The organism is Nocardioides luteus (assembly GCF_015752315.1).
Classification (GTDB): Bacteria; Actinomycetota; Actinomycetes; order Propionibacteriales; family Nocardioidaceae; genus Nocardioides.
In genome coordinates this window covers 395,216-410,249 of the sequence record NZ_JADOVJ010000001.1, presented here as the reverse complement: position 1 = coordinate 410,249, position 15,034 = coordinate 395,216, and the positions used below count along the sequence as shown (strand labels likewise).

At 69.0% G+C, this 15,034-nt stretch carries 15 protein-coding genes; 6 read left to right on the top strand and 9 right to left on the bottom strand.

The window, feature by feature from the left end; genetic code table 11:
* Window positions 1–8 precede the first annotated feature (8 nt).
* The 4 genes from HD557_RS01890 to fbaA form a co-directional block, all read right to left on the bottom strand.
* The gene (locus HD557_RS01890; protein WP_008360471.1) at window positions 9–668 is read right to left on the bottom strand and encodes a cache domain-containing protein; all 660 of its coding nucleotides are present in this window, start codon (window positions 666–668) and stop codon (window positions 9–11) included.
* Window positions 665–1,387, bottom strand: coding sequence for a FadR/GntR family transcriptional regulator (locus HD557_RS01885; RefSeq protein ID WP_050800884.1), 723 nt, complete (start codon window positions 1,385–1,387; stop codon window positions 665–667). Before HD557_RS01885 ends, HD557_RS01890 begins: the two co-directional genes overlap by 4 nt.
* Window positions 1,388–1,698: 311 nt before the next feature.
* The gene (locus HD557_RS01880) at window positions 1,699–3,426 is read right to left on the bottom strand and encodes a fibronectin type III domain-containing protein (RefSeq protein ID WP_196872639.1); all 1,728 of its coding nucleotides are present in this window, start codon (window positions 3,424–3,426) and stop codon (window positions 1,699–1,701) included.
* Between the two features lie 264 nt (window positions 3,427–3,690).
* Complete coding sequence (gene fbaA / locus HD557_RS01875; RefSeq protein ID WP_008360465.1) at window positions 3,691–4,713, bottom strand: class II fructose-bisphosphate aldolase; 1,023 nt, start codon at window positions 4,711–4,713, stop codon at window positions 3,691–3,693.
* A gap of 162 nt (window positions 4,714–4,875) precedes the next feature.
* Between fbaA and HD557_RS01870 the strand changes: the two genes are divergently transcribed.
* Together HD557_RS01870 and HD557_RS01865 are read left to right on the top strand one after the other, a co-directional pair.
* Window positions 4,876–6,015, top strand: coding sequence for a hypothetical protein (locus HD557_RS01870; protein ID WP_196872638.1), 1,140 nt, complete (start codon window positions 4,876–4,878; stop codon window positions 6,013–6,015).
* On the top strand, window positions 6,012–6,497 hold the full coding sequence (locus tag HD557_RS01865; protein WP_040756042.1) for a SigE family RNA polymerase sigma factor: 486 nt from the start codon (window positions 6,012–6,014) through the stop codon (window positions 6,495–6,497). The genes HD557_RS01870 and HD557_RS01865 overlap by 4 nt, the downstream gene beginning before the upstream one ends.
* A gap of 5 nt (window positions 6,498–6,502) precedes the next feature.
* Here HD557_RS01865 and HD557_RS01860 read toward each other — a convergent pair whose 3' ends face one another.
* Complete coding sequence (locus tag HD557_RS01860; RefSeq protein ID WP_196872637.1) at window positions 6,503–8,002, bottom strand: purple acid phosphatase family protein; 1,500 nt, start codon at window positions 8,000–8,002, stop codon at window positions 6,503–6,505.
* Between the two features lie 287 nt (window positions 8,003–8,289).
* Between HD557_RS01860 and HD557_RS01855 the strand changes: the two genes are divergently transcribed.
* Window positions 8,290–9,066: a septum formation family protein gene (locus tag HD557_RS01855; RefSeq protein WP_008360457.1), complete on the top strand. Its 777-nt coding sequence runs from the start codon at window positions 8,290–8,292 to the stop codon at window positions 9,064–9,066.
* 79 nt (window positions 9,067–9,145) lie between these two features.
* Here the strand turns inward: HD557_RS01855 and HD557_RS01850 are convergent, their stop codons facing one another.
* Window positions 9,146–9,835, bottom strand: coding sequence for a TrmH family RNA methyltransferase (locus HD557_RS01850; protein WP_008360455.1), 690 nt, complete (start codon window positions 9,833–9,835; stop codon window positions 9,146–9,148).
* A gap of 104 nt (window positions 9,836–9,939) precedes the next feature.
* On the opposite strand from HD557_RS01850, the gene HD557_RS01845 reads away from it, so the two are divergent.
* Complete coding sequence (locus HD557_RS01845) at window positions 9,940–10,671, top strand: DedA family protein (protein WP_231380141.1); 732 nt, start codon at window positions 9,940–9,942, stop codon at window positions 10,669–10,671.
* Here HD557_RS01845 and HD557_RS01840 read toward each other — a convergent pair.
* Window positions 10,668–11,834, bottom strand: a complete 1,167-nt coding sequence (locus tag HD557_RS01840) for an aminotransferase class I/II-fold pyridoxal phosphate-dependent enzyme (protein WP_196872636.1) — start codon at window positions 11,832–11,834, stop codon at window positions 10,668–10,670. The genes HD557_RS01845 and HD557_RS01840 overlap by 4 nt on opposite strands.
* 57 nt (window positions 11,835–11,891) lie before the next feature.
* Between HD557_RS01840 and pyrE the strand changes: the two genes are divergently transcribed.
* Together pyrE and HD557_RS01830 are read left to right on the top strand one after the other, a co-directional pair.
* Entirely contained in the window at window positions 11,892–12,428 is a 537-nt protein-coding gene (pyrE, locus tag HD557_RS01835) for an orotate phosphoribosyltransferase (RefSeq protein ID WP_196872635.1), read from the top strand.
* A 79-nt stretch (window positions 12,429–12,507) separates the two neighbouring features.
* Complete coding sequence (locus HD557_RS01830) at window positions 12,508–13,182, top strand: DedA family protein (RefSeq protein WP_196872634.1); 675 nt, start codon at window positions 12,508–12,510, stop codon at window positions 13,180–13,182.
* 6 nt (window positions 13,183–13,188) lie between these two features.
* On the opposite strand, the gene HD557_RS01825 is transcribed toward HD557_RS01830, so the two are convergent.
* Both HD557_RS01825 and HD557_RS01820 read right to left on the bottom strand, forming a co-directional pair.
* Window positions 13,189–13,872, bottom strand: a complete 684-nt coding sequence (locus HD557_RS01825; RefSeq protein WP_196872633.1) for a hypothetical protein — start codon at window positions 13,870–13,872, stop codon at window positions 13,189–13,191.
* Window positions 13,873–13,934: 62 nt separating this feature from the next.
* Window positions 13,935–14,993: a hypothetical protein gene (locus HD557_RS01820; protein ID WP_196872632.1), complete on the bottom strand. Its 1,059-nt coding sequence runs from the start codon at window positions 14,991–14,993 to the stop codon at window positions 13,935–13,937.
* Window positions 14,994–15,034 lie beyond the last annotated feature (41 nt).

Below are 15,034 nucleotides of genomic sequence, written 5' to 3'. Positions count from 1 at the left end.
CAGAGCGACTAGGAAAGGGCGACGGAGAGCGGCAGACCCCGGCACGGGATCATGTCGCGGGCGGTGGTGAGCGGGTCGCCGGTGGCCAGCTGCGGGTCGGCCGAGACGATCGCCTTTCCGTGGCCGTTGACGAGCGTCGCTCCGGCCTCACGCAGCCCGGGCAGGAGCATCGTCTCGAGCGTCTCGACCAGGGTGTCGGCCCCCGCGACGCCGACCATGCGGCCGCCGGCGTAGACCGGCATCGTCGTGGTCATGACGTACTCGTCGGTGCAGACGAAGTCGACGTACGGCCCGACGAGCGTGAGCTCGCCCGTGCGCTCCGGGGTGCGGTACCAGGGCTGGCGGGTGTAGTCGATCGCCTCGCCCGTGGCCGGGGCGTCGGCGTCGCCGAGGAAGTCACGCTCCTCGCCCTGCCACCAGACGAGGTAGAGCCGGCGGTCGCTGAGGACTCCCGGGGCCACCACGAAGCCGCCACCGACGAGGTTGGGGTTGCGCAGGAACTCCAGGGACCCGGGCTCGAGCCGCTCCCGCAGGGAGGCGCTGCTGACCGGACCGGCCTCGAAGAGGGCAGCCACCTCGCTGCGTACGCGCTCGAGCTCGGTCACGATCGGCCCGAAGTGATCCTCGACCTGGGCCACACAGTCGAGAGGAGTCATCGTGTTGCTCATCGTCGCACCGCCTCATGGATCTCAGCCAAGCGTTCAAGGGAGTGAGCCACGTGCTCACGTACGCTCTCCCGGGCCCTGACAGCATCTCCCGATGCCAGGGCTTCGACAAGCTCCTGATGGCGGCTCGCCGTCGCCTCCCGGAAGCCCGGCTCCTCGAGCGGGATCCGGAGCAGCGCGCCGAAGTCGGCCTCCTGGCGCACCACCTCGCGCGTCATCCTGGCCGACTGGGTCAGGGCGGCCACCGACAGGTAGAGCTCGCTGTCCGCACTGCGCCAGCGGGCCACGTCGCTGACGTTGAGCGGGATCAGCAGGTCACGCAGGTCCTCGACCTCGTCAGGATCCGTACGCTCCGCCGCGATCTCCGCGCACCCGGTGAGCACCACCTGATAGACGGTGGCCCGGTCACGCAGCTCGATGCGAGACATCGCGGCGAGCCGGTCCTCGACGAGGTCGGCGCTCTTCGGGGCACGTACGAACGAGCCGCCGCCACGCCCCCTGGTCGTCACCACCAGGCCCTTGGCGCGCAGCGCGACCAGCGCCTCTCGCGCGGTGACCGTGGCGACGCCGAGCATCTGGGCGAGCTCCGGCTCGCTCGGGAGCCGCTCCCCGTGCGCGAGCACGCCGGAGCGGATCGCCTCGGCGAGACGGTTCTCGACACGCGCTGCCCTGCCCTCGTCGCCGATGGGGGCGAAGATGGCCGCGCGGGCACGGGAGGTCATCACACGCACACCCAAATTCTAATGTATGGCTCCAGATGATTGGGCCGCTCAGATCTGTTCGATTTTGTTCGAATGGGCACAGGAAGTTCATGAATTTCGTCTTAACTATCTGGATCCATGGGCGTTTCTATGCCTACTCTGTGGCCACGACTGACGCAGACTTGGTGTCGGTCACCCAAGATCGTCGGATGTCCAGGGCTTGTGGGGGGCGCTGGGCATCCGACTCCTTGATTTTGGGACGACCTGCCTCTGAATACGACAGGGCGGGGAGAACCTTTCGGCTCTCCCCGCCCTGTTTCTGTGCGTATGTGCTAGAACACCGCAGCCACGGCGCTCGTCACCGAGTCGACGATGTCGCCCAGCAGGCCACCCTCGTCCTCCTCGGCCGGAGCCTCCTCGGTCGCCTCGTCAGCAGGCTCCTCGGTGGTCGGCCGCGCGGCCGGGCTCTCCGACTCGCTCGGCGTCGCCTCCGGCTCGGCCGGCTCCTCGGCAGCAGGCTCCTCGGCGGTGTCGTCGCCGCCCGGCAGGATGTCGTCCAGACCCGGCAGCAGCGGCGCGTCCTCCTCGGTCGGCTTCTCGATCGGAGCCACCTCGTCCGGAGCCTTCACGTCCGGGGCGTCGGACGGAACCGGGCTGTCGCCCGGAGCGTCGGACTTGTCCTCGCCCGGGGTGTTCGAGCGGAGCGCGGTGTTGCCCTTGAGCGGCTGGGCCTCGCTGCCGTCGGAGTTCACCGTCAGCGCGCGGCTCGGAGCCGACTCGTTGCCGTCACCGTCGATCGCCGTCACCGTGACCCGGACCGAGTCCCACAGGAGGATGCAGGTCACGCTGTAGGTGGTCTGGCCCGTGGTCGTGCCACCGACGCAGATTCCGCCGGTGACGCTGACCCGGTAGTCGATCTCCGCAGCAGGCGTGACACCGTCCTCGTCCGTCGACGGGTTCCACGCGAGGTCGAAGCCGAGCGGGCCCTCGTTGGTCGCGTCGAGACCGGTCGGGACCGTCGGCGCGATCTTCGTGGTCGTGCCCGAGACGCCCTCGGAGCGACGGGACTCGTTGCCGGCACCGTCGACAGCCTGCACGGAGTAGGTGTACTCCGTGCCGGCCTTCAGGCCGGTGTCCTCGAAGGAGGTGTCGTTGAGAGCCGTGAGGAGCTCACCGTCGCGGTAGAGGTTGTAGGACACGTCGCCGACGCCGTCGGTGTTGTCCTCGGCCTCGGACCAGCTCACGTTCAGCGTGCTGTCGCTCGGGTCACCCTCCTCAACCGTGAGGTCCTGAGGAATCTGCGGCGCCGTGACGTCCATGACGCAGTCGACGTCGTTGCTGTCCGCGGACTCGTTTCCGGCCTTGTCGGTCGCGGTGACCGAGAACGTGTAGGTCACCCCTGCCCGAAGATCGGGGAAGGTCGCCGAGGTCCGGTCGGTCTCACCCGGGTCGCCGGCGTTGGGACGCGACGTCACCGTGTAGTGGTCGATCCCGCTCTTGTCCTTGGCCTCGGACCAGTCGATGGTCGCGGAGGTGTTGCTGTTCACGACACAGGGGTTGACCGTGACCGCGTCAGGAGCCGTCTCGTCGTCCTCCGGGTCGCCGGGGCCGGGGTCCTCCGGACCGGGGTCCTCGGGGCCGGGGTCCTCCGGGCAGAGCAGGTCGAAGGGGAGCAGGCAGTCGTCCGGCGGCGTGGTCGGCTCGCCGTCACCCGGCGGGGTGGTCGGCGGCTCCGGCTCCTGGCACTGGGTCAGATCCGGGCGGATCTCACAGATGTCCACACCGGCACCCGGCGGACGGGTGTCCTCACAGGCGCTCGGGTCGAGCTCACAGGTCGGCGTGCTGCCCGAGGGGACGTTGCCCGCGGGGATGAAGGTCACGCCGGTGTTGGCGGCCGGGACGATGTCGTCGTCGACGATCTCCGGGTCGTCGGAGTCCTTCTCCGACGGCTTGTCGTCGGGCTCAATCGTGTCAGGATCGCTGGGGAGCGATGACTCCCCGGTTGTCGGATCCTTCTTCGGCGAGCTCTCCGGGTCGCTGTTTACGGTGCAAGAGAACAAGACGAGAAGCAGGATCAGGATGATCGCGCCTATGACGATTCCGCCGATTGTGCGGTTTCGCGCAGTGGTTTCCATTCCGAGGATGTCCCTCCCAAGATCAACGCCGAGGGGACGGTTCGACTGTCTTACCCGTGAGTCGCCGTCCAGCCAGGGCATTGAATCGCTTTACCAATGACCGGCACAACGACATAAGCCCGTGTTTGCTATGCCGTGTGCCACAAACGTTTTCCGAATCGGGACCATTGGCCGTCCCCGGCGTGTCGCTCAGCCGATGGAGTTGCCCGCAGAACCGAGATGCTGGGCACCCTCGACGACCCGAGCGGCCATACCTGCCTCCGCGAGCTTGCCCCAGACGCGAGGATCGTACTGCTTCTTGTTTCCGACCTCGCCGTCGACCTTGAGAACGCCGTCGTAGTTGGCGAGCATGTGGCCGGCGACGGCACGGGTGTAGGCGTACTGGGTGTCGGTGTCGATGTTCATCTTGACCACGCCGTAGGAGACGGCCTCGGCGATCTCCTCGGCGCTCGAGCCCGAGCCGCCGTGGAAGACGAGGTCGAACGGCTTCGACCCGGAGGGCAGGCCGAGCTTGGCGACGACCGCGTCCTGGGCGTCACGCAGGATGGAGGGACGGAGCTTCACGTTGCCCGGCTTGTAGACGCCGTGCACGTTGCCGAAGGTGAGCGCGGTCAGGTAGCCCTCGACCCCGAGCGCGTCGGCGGTCGCGATGGCGTCCTCGGGGGTCGAGTAGAGCTTGTCGTCGATCGCCCCGACGATGCCGTCCTCCTCGCCACCGACCACGCCGACCTCGATCTCGAGCACGATGTGAGCGGTCTTGGCCAGCGCCAGCAGCTCCTGGGCGATCTGCAGGTTCTCGGCCAGCGGCACCGCGGAGCCGTCCCACATGTGGCTCTGGAACAGCGGCGCCTCACCGCGCTGGACGCGCTCGGCGGAGAGCTCGAGCAGGGGACGTACGAAGCCGTCGAGCTTGTCCTTGGGGCAGTGGTCGGTGTGCAGCGCGATGTTGACGTCGTAGGACTTGGCGACCTCGGTCGCGTACGCCGCGAAGGCCACCGAGCCGGTCACCATGTTCTTGACCGTGGGGCCGGAGAGGTACTCCGCGCCACCCGTGGAGATCTGGATGATGCCGTCCGAGCCGGCCTCCGCGAAGCCGGCCAGTGCCGCGTTGAGCGTCTGCGACGAGGAGACGTTGATCGCCGGGAAGGCGAACCCCTTCTCCTTCGCGGTCGCGAGCATCTCGGCGTACTTCTCGGGGGTGGCGATGGGCATCTGGGGGTCTCCTTGAAGATCCGTTGTCGACCGGTGCGCTGGTGGCCAGCGTAATGCGCTCCCGGGCCAGCCCGCCCAACGCCCGCAGTTGGATCGATCAACCAGGACAACCGATCTGCCACGAGATCCGTATCCACGGGTGAGACTGACCTTGGAGGCATCATGGACTGGCAGGAAACCCTGGAACGGGCGATCCCCCACCCCCCGCCCGCACAACTCGACCCCGCCGCGCTCGTGGCGGACGGGAAGAGACTCGTACGTCGCCGGCGGCTCGCCGTGGTCGCCGGCTCGGTCGCTGCGGTCGCCGCGGTGGTCGGGATCGGCGCGGTCGTCGACCCCTCGCGCGACCACGCCGACCCCGAGCCCCCGATCGCGACGCGGTCGACAGCTGAGGAGGAGGCGCCCGAGGTCGACATCCCCCTGAGCGACCTCGCTCCGGTGGCCTACGACTTCGACACCGGCGAGACCAGGTTCCAGAAGGGCTGGACCGAGGTGGACCGGCTCGGAGCCCTCACCACCAGTGACTCGCTGGCGGTCGCGGTAACCGACGGAGAGAAGACGATCTATGCCTACTTCCCGCAACCGGACGACGTCTCTTTCACCGACGCATCCCGCACCGCGAAGGACTTCCGGACGTGGGCACGTGAGCTTCCCGACCACCTGCCGGACACCACATGGGAAGCTGGCGGCCGGCTCTCCGTCGGCGGGAGCGGCTGGAAGATCGTCCGCGAGATCTCCAACCCGTTCGGATACGACGCTCCCTGGGACTCGGTCGGAGCGGTCATCGAGCGAGAAGGCCTCGAGGAGTGGCTCTTCTTCCGACAGAGCCAGACAGCCCTGTCGCTGGCACCCGACGGCGGCTCGACGTATGCCATTCCCGGCCAGACCATCGACGACTGGCTGACAAGTATCGAGAAGTCGGATCGCACGGCCTACCGTCCGAACGACCGCAACCTCGGGGAACCAGCCATCACCCATGCGGTCGAGTTCAGCGGCTCGACTCTCGTCCCCACCGAGGACGGAGTGAAGATCCTCGAACAGGTCGCCGACCCGGACATCAACGATTCCTTTACGGCCGACACGTCGCAGACCGCTGCCGCCCGGATCACGGTCGAGGGCGAGGAGCAGTACGTCTTGGTCCAGGAGAAGGAGAGCGCCACCCGGACGAAGAACGTCTCGTGGGCCTTCGCCTACCACCTGCGTCCGGCCCCGTACGCCGAGGACCGGGGCCCGGTCTCGCTCGAGGATTTCGCCGCGATCGTCAGGCGGAACAACGGTCCCAAGGGAGGGCCGTGGGCATGAGCGCGCACGACGAGGCATTCACCACGTTCGTCGCTGCCCGGCGGTCGCACCTGCTGCGCGTGGCGTACGCACTGTGCGGCGACTGGCACCGGGCGGACGACCTGGTGCAGACGTCCCTGATCAAGCTGTACGCCGCGTGGCGGCGGGTCGAGTCCGGCGCGGAGGAGGCGTACGTCCGGACGATCCTCGTCCGCGCCCACATCGACCAGACCCGGAGGCCGTGGTGGAAGCGGGAGCGGTCGGGAGACCTGCCCGAGCGGTCCGGTCCCGCGGAGCAGGTCGAGGAGCGGTCCGAGCTCTTCGACGCGCTCCAGGAGCTGCCGGAGATGCAGCGCAAGGTGGTCGTCCTGCGCCACTGGCTGCAGCTGTCGGTGGCCGAGACCGCCCGCGAGCTGCGGATCAGCGAGGGCACCGTCAAGAGCCACTCCTCGCGGGGACTGGAGGCGCTGCGGAAGCGGCTGGAGGCCGCCGAGCCGGCCTGAGGCGGTCAGCAGATGGCGTCGAGCACGCCCTCACCGATCTCGGCGGTGAGGGCGTCGCCGCCGTCGCGGAGGACGCCGGCGGTCTGCGTACGCCGGGTGTCGAGGTGGTGGGCCCAGTTGCGGTCGCCGAGGCCACCGAGCATGTAGGCGGGCGCGAGACCGAACCACTCGGCGCGGGAGGCCTCCGACCAGGCCAGGGCGTCCGGATGGCTGGACTTGTAGAAGTTGACCGTGAAGCCACCCTCGAAGAGGCGTACGACGGTGTAGCCGCCCGGGTACTCCTTGACGGCACCGCCCTCGAAGTAGGGAAGTGTCGCGGTCTCGGAGCTGGTCGAGAGGTGGTTGCGGTGGGTGTGGCCGGCATAGACGCCGACCGCGTTGTCGTAGCCGGCGAGCAGGGTCCGGAACCGGCGCGCGCCGTCGGCGTCGACCTTGTTGTCCTGCTGGCTGGCGGGGTGGTGGAACAGCGGGATCGTCAGGTCGCCGCGGCCCAGCTCGGCCTCGAGGAACTCCAGCTCGCTCGTGCGGAGGACACCCGTGGTCTCGCCGTCGTTGGAGTCCAGGCCGACGAACCGGTACGTCTGACTGCCGGTGCCGTAGCCGACCGAGAAGTGCTGCGTGCCGGGCTCGAAGCCGGCGTCGAACTCCCCACCGAACCGGTCGACCAGCTCACCCTCGACGGCCCCGGTGCGGGCGCGATCGTGGTTGCCACGCGTGACGAAGTAGCGGGGTGCGTCGCCCTTGCCGAGACGGGTGACGCCACCGAGGCTGCCGAAGCCGTCCAGGGCGGTCCTGGTCTCGGCCAGCGCCTCGGCCTCGGCCTCGTTGGAGAGGTCGCCGTTGGCCAGCAGGAGGTTGCAGCCGCGGGCCCGCGACTCGGCCACCGCTGCGGCACCCATGGTGCGCCAGTAGGGATGCTCCGGGTCGACCGGGATGCCCGGCGGCAGCCCGCCGCCCGGGAAGCCGTCGATGCCGACCGCGAGCCCGGCGATCTGCTCGCCGAAGTGCAGGTCGTTGAGCCAGGCGACCCGGCCCAGCTCGCGGCCGGCGGGGCGCTTCAGCGTGGTGAAGGTCGACGGGGCCGCCCACGGTGTCACGGGGCTCGGAACGGCGACGATCCCGTTGCTCTCCGCGCGCCAGTGATAGGTGGTGTCCGGCTGCAGCCCGGTGATCTCGACGTGGTGGTAGGCCGTCGGGCCGTGCGAGCCGGCCTCGCGCCAGGTCGAGGGAAGCAGCGAGGTGCCGATCAGGACCCGGCCGGGCGCCTGCACCGCCGCTGGGCGGCCGAAGCCGTCGCGCCGCAACGGGTCGCCGGTGAACCAGGTGATCACCGCACTGGTGTCGGTGACCGTCACCAGCTCGGCGTGCATCGGCACCGCCAGCCCCGACTCCGCCGCCTGGGCCGCCAGGCCCCAGCCGTCCGTGGCAGCAGCCGCCGGGAAGGTCGCCGCGACCAGAGCGGAGTATCTGAGCAGGGTCCGGCGCGACAGGTTCGTCTGGCACATGCCGGTCAGCATGCCGCGTACGGATGAATGGGGCGTGACGCCCTGCGGACCGATCCGCGCATTGCGGGCAGCGGTCGTGGAGTCCCCCGCTGCCGCCCGGCCCCGAGGCCACGCACCCTAGAAGAAGGGGCACATCCGGGCGACCCGGAGTTAACTTTAGCGGATCAGGTTTTCATCGAGGACACCGGGGCGTAACCGCTTTACAACCACCCGAATTGACTATGCCCCGCCCGGCATCGCGCTGCGATGATTCAGCCCGCCCCATCCCTTGATCCGAAAGCACGATCATGTCTCGTCTTCGTGCCGGCGCGCTCGCGCCTGCGCAGACGCCCGTGATGGCGGCCCTCATCCTTGGGCTCGTCGTCGGCGTCTTCTCCCTCATCGGTCTCACCGCCACCAAGGCCGACGCGGCGGTGCCGCCCAAGCCCACGGTCGGCACCTGCTACAACTACGGCTGGACCGCCTTCAACGCGCTGTCCCAGACCGGCAAGAAGGTCTCCTGCAGCGACGCCCACACCGCGAAGACCATCGCGCTGGGAACGCTTCTGTCCGGGACGACCCGCACCCAGGAGTCCATCACCCGATCGGCCAGCGCCGCTCACATCTCCAAGACGTGCATCCGTGCGCTCAGGGACAAGCTGGGCAGCACCTACTCGAAGCGGAACCAGTCGGCGTACGTGTGGGCGTTCTTCGTGCCCAACGCCGAGCAGTTCAGGGCCGGCCAGCGCTGGTTCCGCTGCGACGTCGCGCTCCCGGGCAAGGAAACCCTCAAGAACCTGCCGACCAACCGCGCGAAGTTCCTCGAGGGCGTCGCGCTGACCCAGCGCACCCGGGGCTGCCTGAGCTCGACGTACGCCGGGCCGTACTCCTGCCTGAGCTCGCACACCTACAAGTCGATCTCCGCCTTCAAGAAGGCCGGCACGACCTACCCGACCACGGCCTCGTTCGAGCGGGCCGTCGGCAACAACTGCCCGAGCCGCACCAGGGCTTACAGCAAGCCGAGCAAGTACGAGTGGCAGACCGGCGACCACTGGGTCGTCTGCTACGAGCGGAACACCAACTGATCCGCTGATCGTTCACGACGCTCGATCCCCCGGGGTGCTTCCCCGGGGGATCGCTGCGTTTTCACGTGATCGGCTCCGGTCAACCGCGCCAGGCGTCCTCGGAGGACAGGTCGGCGTGCTGGACGACCCAGGAGTGCATCGCGATCGCCGCGGCGGCGGAGGCGTTGATCGACCGCGTCGACCCGAACTGGGCGATCGAGAAGGTGCCGTCGACGCTCGCGCGAGCCTGTTCGGAGAGGCCCGGCCCCTCCTGCCCGAAGAGGAAGCAGACCGACCTGGGCAGCTCCATCGTCTCCAGGTGGAGCGAGCCGGGCAGGTTGTCGATGCCGAGGAGGCGTACGTCCCGTTCGTGGAGGTACGCCGCGAGCGCGGGCACGTCGGGGTGGTGATGGACGTGCTGGTAGCGGTCGGTGACCATCGCGCCGCGGCGGTTCCAGCGTCGGTTGCCGACGATGTGCACCTCGGCGGCGAGGAAGGCGTTGGCGGTGCGGACGATGGTGCCGATGTTGAAGTCGTGCTGCCAGTTCTCGATCGCGACGTGGAAGCCGTGGCGGCGCTGGTCGAGGTCGGCGACGATCGCCTCGAGGCTCCAGTAGCGGTAACGGTCGACCACGTTGCGGCGGTCGCCGTTGGCCAGCAGCTCGGGGTCCCAGTGGTCCCCCTCGGGCCACTCCCCCTGCCACGGGCCCACGCCGACCTCGGGCTGCCCGTGGGGCATCGGGTCGTACGGCGCTCGGGAATCGTCCTCGGACGGTCGTGTCTCGTTCATCGGCGAGTCAGAATATTCGACAACAAGAGTTGTTACCTATGGGTACCGTAGGGCGCGTGACAGGTGCGGGGAATTTTGCGCCGATGGTGGCCGGTTTGGAATGGATGAGTCCGGACTTTCTGCTGGCCACTTTCGGCGAGCCGCTCTTCTGGATCAGCCTCATCATCATCTTCGTCGAATGCGGTCTTTTCTTCCCGTTCCTACCCGGCGACAGCCTGCTGATCGCACTCGGGATCTTCATCGCGACCGGCAAGATCGACATCTTTCCCGGGCCTCCCGGCCTCGAGATCGTGATCGCGATGCTCTTCTTCCTCGCCGCCGCTTTCGCGGGCAACGTGACCGGATATGAGATCGGGCGCAAGCTCGGGCCGCGGCTCTATGAACGCGACGGCCGCTTCATCAAGAAGCGACATCTCGAACAGACCCGGGAGTTCTTCGACAAGCACGGCAACAAGGCATTGGTGATCGGGCGTTTCATCGCCTTCGTACGCACCTATGTCACCGTCGTCGCCGGGGTCACCCACATGGACCGGCGGCGGTTCTATTTCTGGAGCTTCGTCGGTGGCGTGCTGTGGGTGCTCGCGGTGACGTTGTTCGGGTTCTTCGTCGGCGCGCGCTGGCCCTGGCTGGCCGACAACGTCGACTACCTGATCCTGCTGCTCTTCGCGCTCGCGTTCGCGCCCGCGATGGTGGAGTGGTGGCGCCGGCGGCGTACGGCGTCGCGGCTGGCGGCGGACCTCGACCACGACGGTCACCCCGACCGGGACATCCTCGGGATGACGGTCCGGCCGCGCACCTCCGAGGACGAGGACGCGGACCGCCGGGCCGACCACTAGCGACGCAGATCGCCCCGGGCGAGGCGCTCCAGGGCCTCCTCGATCACCTCGCGCTGCTTGGTGAAGGTCCACCTGACCAGGTGCTTCCCGGCATCGGTGTCGTAGAACCCCAGCAGCGGGATGGCCACGACGCCGGCCCGCTCCGGCAGCGCCCGGCAGAACTCCAGACCGTCGTTCCACCCGAGGTCGGTGATGTCGGAGACGGCGAAGTAGGTGCCCTCCGGGATCGTCACGTCCAGGCCGATCCCCTTCAGCCCGTCACAGAGCAGGTCGCGCCGCCCCTGCAGATCGAGGGCGAGCTCCTTGGGCCAGTGGTCGAGATGCTCCAGCGCGTACGCAGCCGCCGGCTGCAGCGGGGCACCGGAGGTGAACGTCAGCCACTGCTTGGCGCCCAGCAGCGCCTGGACCAGGTGCTCGGGGCCGGTCGCCCAGCCGACCTTCCAGCCGGTGAAGGAGTAGGACTTGCCGATGCTCGACAGGGTCAGGGTGCGCTCGCGCATGCCGGGGAGCGTGGCGATCGGGATGTGCGGGGTGCCGTCGAAGGTCAGGTGCTCGTAGACCTCGTCCGAGACCACCGTCAGATCGTGGTCTCGCGCGAAGGCGGCGACCGTCTCGAGCTCCTCGCGGGTGAGCACCGTGCCGGTCGGGTTGTGGGGAGAGTTGAGGAGAAGCACCTTGGTCGCCTCCGAGGCGGCCGCCTCGAGCGCTTCGCGGGGCAGCCGCCCGCCCGGAGCGGACTCGTCCAGGCTGAGCGTCACCGGGCGACGTACGCCGCCTGCGAACTGCACCATGGCCGGGTAGCTGTCGTAGTAGGGCTCGACGAGGATCACCTCGTCGCCCGGGTCGACCAGGGCGAGGATCGCCGCCGCGATCCCCTCGGTCGCGCCGGTGGTCACCGTGACCTCGCGCGCCGGGTCGAAGGTGAGGCCGTAGTGGCGCTGCTGATGGGCCGCGACGGCCTCGCGCAGCGCGGGGATGCCGGGGCCCGGGGCGTACTGGTTCCGTCCGCTCTCCAACGCGGCGACGGCTTCCTTGATGATCTCCTCGGGCCCGTCCACGTCGGGGAAGCCCTGGCCGAGGTTGACCGCGCCGGTGGAGGCGGCCAGGGCCGACATCTCGGAGAAGATCGTCGGCGGGATGCCGTGGAGTCGTCGTGCCGTCATGCCGCCGCCCCTATGGTCGTTCGCTGGCGCTCACTCATGCCACTTAGGCTAGGGGTCGTGACCACGGATCAGACCCTCGCTGCCGACATCGACGCCACCTGCCGCCTGCACGGGGAGTTCACGCTCCGCTCGGGACAGGTCAGCGACACCTACTTCGACAAGTACCTCTTCGAGGCCGACCCGGCGCTCCTGGAGCGGGTCGCGGCACGCATGGTGGAGCTGCTGCCGGAGGGCACCGAGGTGCTCGGCGGGCTGGAGCTCGGTGGCATCCCGATCGTGACCATGGTGTCGGCCAAGACCGGCATCCCGGCGATCTTCATCCGGAAGAAGGCCAAGGAGTACGGGACCGCCAAGCTCGCCGAGGGGCCCTCCTTCTCGGGCAAGAAGGTCACCCTGATCGAGGACGTCATCACGTCCGGCGGCGCGGTGCGCGACGCGGTCAACGCTCTCCGTCCGCTTGGTGCGATCGTGGACACTGTCGTGTGTGCGATCGACCGGTCGCCCGAGCCCGGTGAGTCCCTGCGAGACGTCGAGCTGGAGATCCGCTCGGTACTGACCCGGGCCGACCTGGACGCGGTCAACGCGGCCTCCTAGGGGATCCACAGCGTGGATTTCAGGTTCGGTCGCTAGGCTTCGGCCGCCCGACCCACCCACACACTTCGAAGAGAGCCTCATGATCCTCACCGCCACCCAGCCCGAGGAGCTCACCGGCGTCGCCGGCTGGGCGGTCGACCTGATGGACAAGCTCGGCCCGGTGGGTGCTGGGCTCGGCATCGCGCTGGAGAACCTCTTCCCGCCGCTGCCCTCCGAGATCATCCTGCCGCTGGCCGGCTTCACCGCCGCCCAGGGCCGTTTCACGATCGCCGAGGCGCTGATCTGGACCACGCTCGGCTCGGTCGTCGGCGCGCTCGCGCTCTACCTGATCGGTGCGCTGATCGGCCGCGAGCGGGTCTACTGGGTCGGCGAGAAGCTGCCGCTGGTCAAGACCTCCGACCTGGAGAAGACCGAGGCGTTCTTCGAGAAGTACGGCGCGTGGACGGTCTTCTTCGGCCGCTTCATCCCGATCTTCCGGTCGCTGATCTCGGTGCCCGCCGGCGTCACCCGGATGCCGATCTGGAAGTTCCTGATCCTCACCACCGTCGGCTCCGCGATCTGGAACACCATCTTCGTCGTCGCCGGCTACCAGCTCGGTGACAACTGGGAGAAGGTCGAGCCGATCGTCGGCCGGTTCCAGAACATCGTCATCCTGGTCGTCGGGGTGGCCGTCGTCGCGTGGATCGCGGTGCGCGTCTACAAGATGGTCCGCGGCTCCGACAACGGCGCCAAGGACGACTCGCTCGTCTCCTAGCTCTGGCTAGAACTGCTGGTGCGTCGGCGGTGTCGGTCCCGGCACCGCCGCCGCTGGCTGCTGCCAGGGGTCGCCGGGTGTGCGCCGGGCGAACCAGGTGCCTGCTCGGCCTGCGTACAGCGTCACGATCGCGGCGATGATCAGCGCCGGGTAGAGCACCGTGAAGAGCGAGAGCAGCGCGGCGATCGAGCCGACGACGGTGAGCAGGATCCGGGCCAGCTTGGAGCGGAACAGCACCATGATCCCGAGCGGGAACGCGATCAGGCTCAGCACGCCGCAGACGGCGAACCAGATCACCATCGCCAGCGTCACGCCCTTGTCCGAGGACGCCGGGTCGTTGTAGTCGGCGATCCCCGCCGGCACCATGAACAACGAGATCAGCAGCGCGATCACCGACCCGACGATCGTCATGATCGACGCCGCGACGACCGTCCCCGGCCGGGTGTCGGGATCGGGTTGCGGGTAGTAGGGGCGGAGGTACGCCGGGGGCTGCTGCCCCATCGCGTACTGGCCGTAGGCCGGCGGTGCCTGGCCCCATCCCTGGGGTTGCTGCGGCTGGGTCGGCTGGGTCGGCTGCGGGACGGCGTACGGCTGGGGTGAGGCGTACGGCGTCGGGGGCGGCGGCTCCTGCCCCTGGAACGGCGGCTTGCCGCCGTAGGGGTTGTCGAAGGAGCCGTACTGATCTGACATGCCGCGGAGCCTATCCGGCCCGCCGGGTCAGCTGCCCTGCTTTAAGGCTTCGCGCCTCGGGTTCAGCCACGGAACCAGGCCGCGACCTCGGGTCGCAGCAGGAACGAGAAGGTCGCCACCGCGGCGCCGAAGAGGACCACGGCCGGCGGGAAGGCGAGCGCGAAGAGGAGCAGGGAGAGCGCCGAGACGCCGGCCGAGATCATCAGCGCAATCCGAGCCCAGGAGTGGCGGCGGATCGCGAAGACGGCGAAGACTCCGGCGGCGACGCAGACGAGCGCCACCAGCACGGCCATGATCCATGCCGAGGCGATGATGACGTCGGCGGTGTAGAGCCCCGCCACGTCCCGCATCGCCGGATCACTCTCCGCCTGCTTGCGCACCTGATCGAGGATCAGGTCAGGGTTGGCGGTCGCGGTCACCGCCGAGGCGAGCATCATCAGCGCGGTGAACCCGGAGCCGACCCAGGTGAGCACGGCCGCCGCCATCACGGCGCCGGGGCGGCGCGTCGGCGCTGCCTTGGTCGGCTGGGCGACCGCACCGGTCCACGGCGGCGGCTGCTGCGCCGAGAGGCGGGCCGGGCCGGTGGTCAAGGTGGTCGGCGCGGTCGGGGCGGTCGGGGCCTCGGGCGGGGTGGGCGCGACGTACGACTTCTGGTCCGGGTCGCCGCTGTCGAGAGCCTCCCGCTTCGTCGGCGAGACCCCGTCGAACCAGTCGCGGGTGGGTGACATCCACAGGAGTACGACGGCGACGGCCGACAGCGTCGACCAGAACCCCCCACCGAACATCCCGGCGAAGAAGAGCGGCGCCGCGATGACCGTGAGCGCGAGCCGGGCCTGCTTGTTGCGCTGCAGCACGTGCCAGCCGAGGATCACCGCTGCGGCCGCGATCGCGCCGGTGACCAGCGCCATCACGTGCATGAGGGTCAGGATGCTGTCGAGGCCGATCCCCGAGCCGGCCAGCGGCGGCTCGGCCAGCACCTCCTCCACCCGCTCCCGGGTGTCCAGGCTGCGCAGCCCGGCGATCTGGTCCCAGGCCGTCACCACCGTGAGCAGTGAGCCGAGCACGATGAGCCACCCGGCGAGGGTGGCCTGACCTGGGCGGGGAAGCTTCATTTCAGACATGTCGGGAATCATTTTCTCATCCCGGCCAACTTCGCCTGCCG

What these genes read in the sequence shown, in the direction of transcription:
- HD557_RS01870 (WP_196872638.1), top strand. Translation starts at nt 4,876, where the DNA reads ATGGACTGGCAGGAAACCCTGGAACGGGCGATCCCCCACCCCCCGCCC.
- HD557_RS01825 (WP_196872633.1), bottom strand. Translation starts at nt 13,872, where the DNA reads ATGTCAGATCAGTACGGCTCCTTCGACAACCCCTACGGCGGCAAGCCG.
- HD557_RS01865 (WP_040756042.1), top strand. Translation starts at nt 6,012, where the DNA reads ATGAGCGCGCACGACGAGGCATTCACCACGTTCGTCGCTGCCCGGCGG.
- HD557_RS01840 (WP_196872636.1), bottom strand. Translation starts at nt 11,834, where the DNA reads ATGACGGCACGACGACTCCACGGCATCCCGCCGACGATCTTCTCCGAG.
- HD557_RS01845 (WP_231380141.1), top strand. Translation starts at nt 9,940, where the DNA reads ATGAGTCCGGACTTTCTGCTGGCCACTTTCGGCGAGCCGCTCTTCTGG.
- HD557_RS01890 (WP_008360471.1), bottom strand. Translation starts at nt 668, where the DNA reads ATGAGCAACACGATGACTCCTCTCGACTGTGTGGCCCAGGTCGAGGAT.
- HD557_RS01820 (WP_196872632.1), bottom strand. Translation starts at nt 14,993, where the DNA reads ATGTCTGAAATGAAGCTTCCCCGCCCAGGTCAGGCCACCCTCGCCGGG.
- HD557_RS01850 (WP_008360455.1), bottom strand. Translation starts at nt 9,835, where the DNA reads ATGAACGAGACACGACCGTCCGAGGACGATTCCCGAGCGCCGTACGAC.
- HD557_RS01855 (WP_008360457.1), top strand. Translation starts at nt 8,290, where the DNA reads ATGTCTCGTCTTCGTGCCGGCGCGCTCGCGCCTGCGCAGACGCCCGTG.
- HD557_RS01860 (WP_196872637.1), bottom strand. Translation starts at nt 8,002, where the DNA reads ATGTGCCAGACGAACCTGTCGCGCCGGACCCTGCTCAGATACTCCGCT.
- fbaA (WP_008360465.1), bottom strand. Translation starts at nt 4,713, where the DNA reads ATGCCCATCGCCACCCCCGAGAAGTACGCCGAGATGCTCGCGACCGCG.
- HD557_RS01885 (WP_050800884.1), bottom strand. Translation starts at nt 1,387, where the DNA reads ATGACCTCCCGTGCCCGCGCGGCCATCTTCGCCCCCATCGGCGACGAG.
- HD557_RS01830 (WP_196872634.1), top strand. Translation starts at nt 12,508, where the DNA reads ATGATCCTCACCGCCACCCAGCCCGAGGAGCTCACCGGCGTCGCCGGC.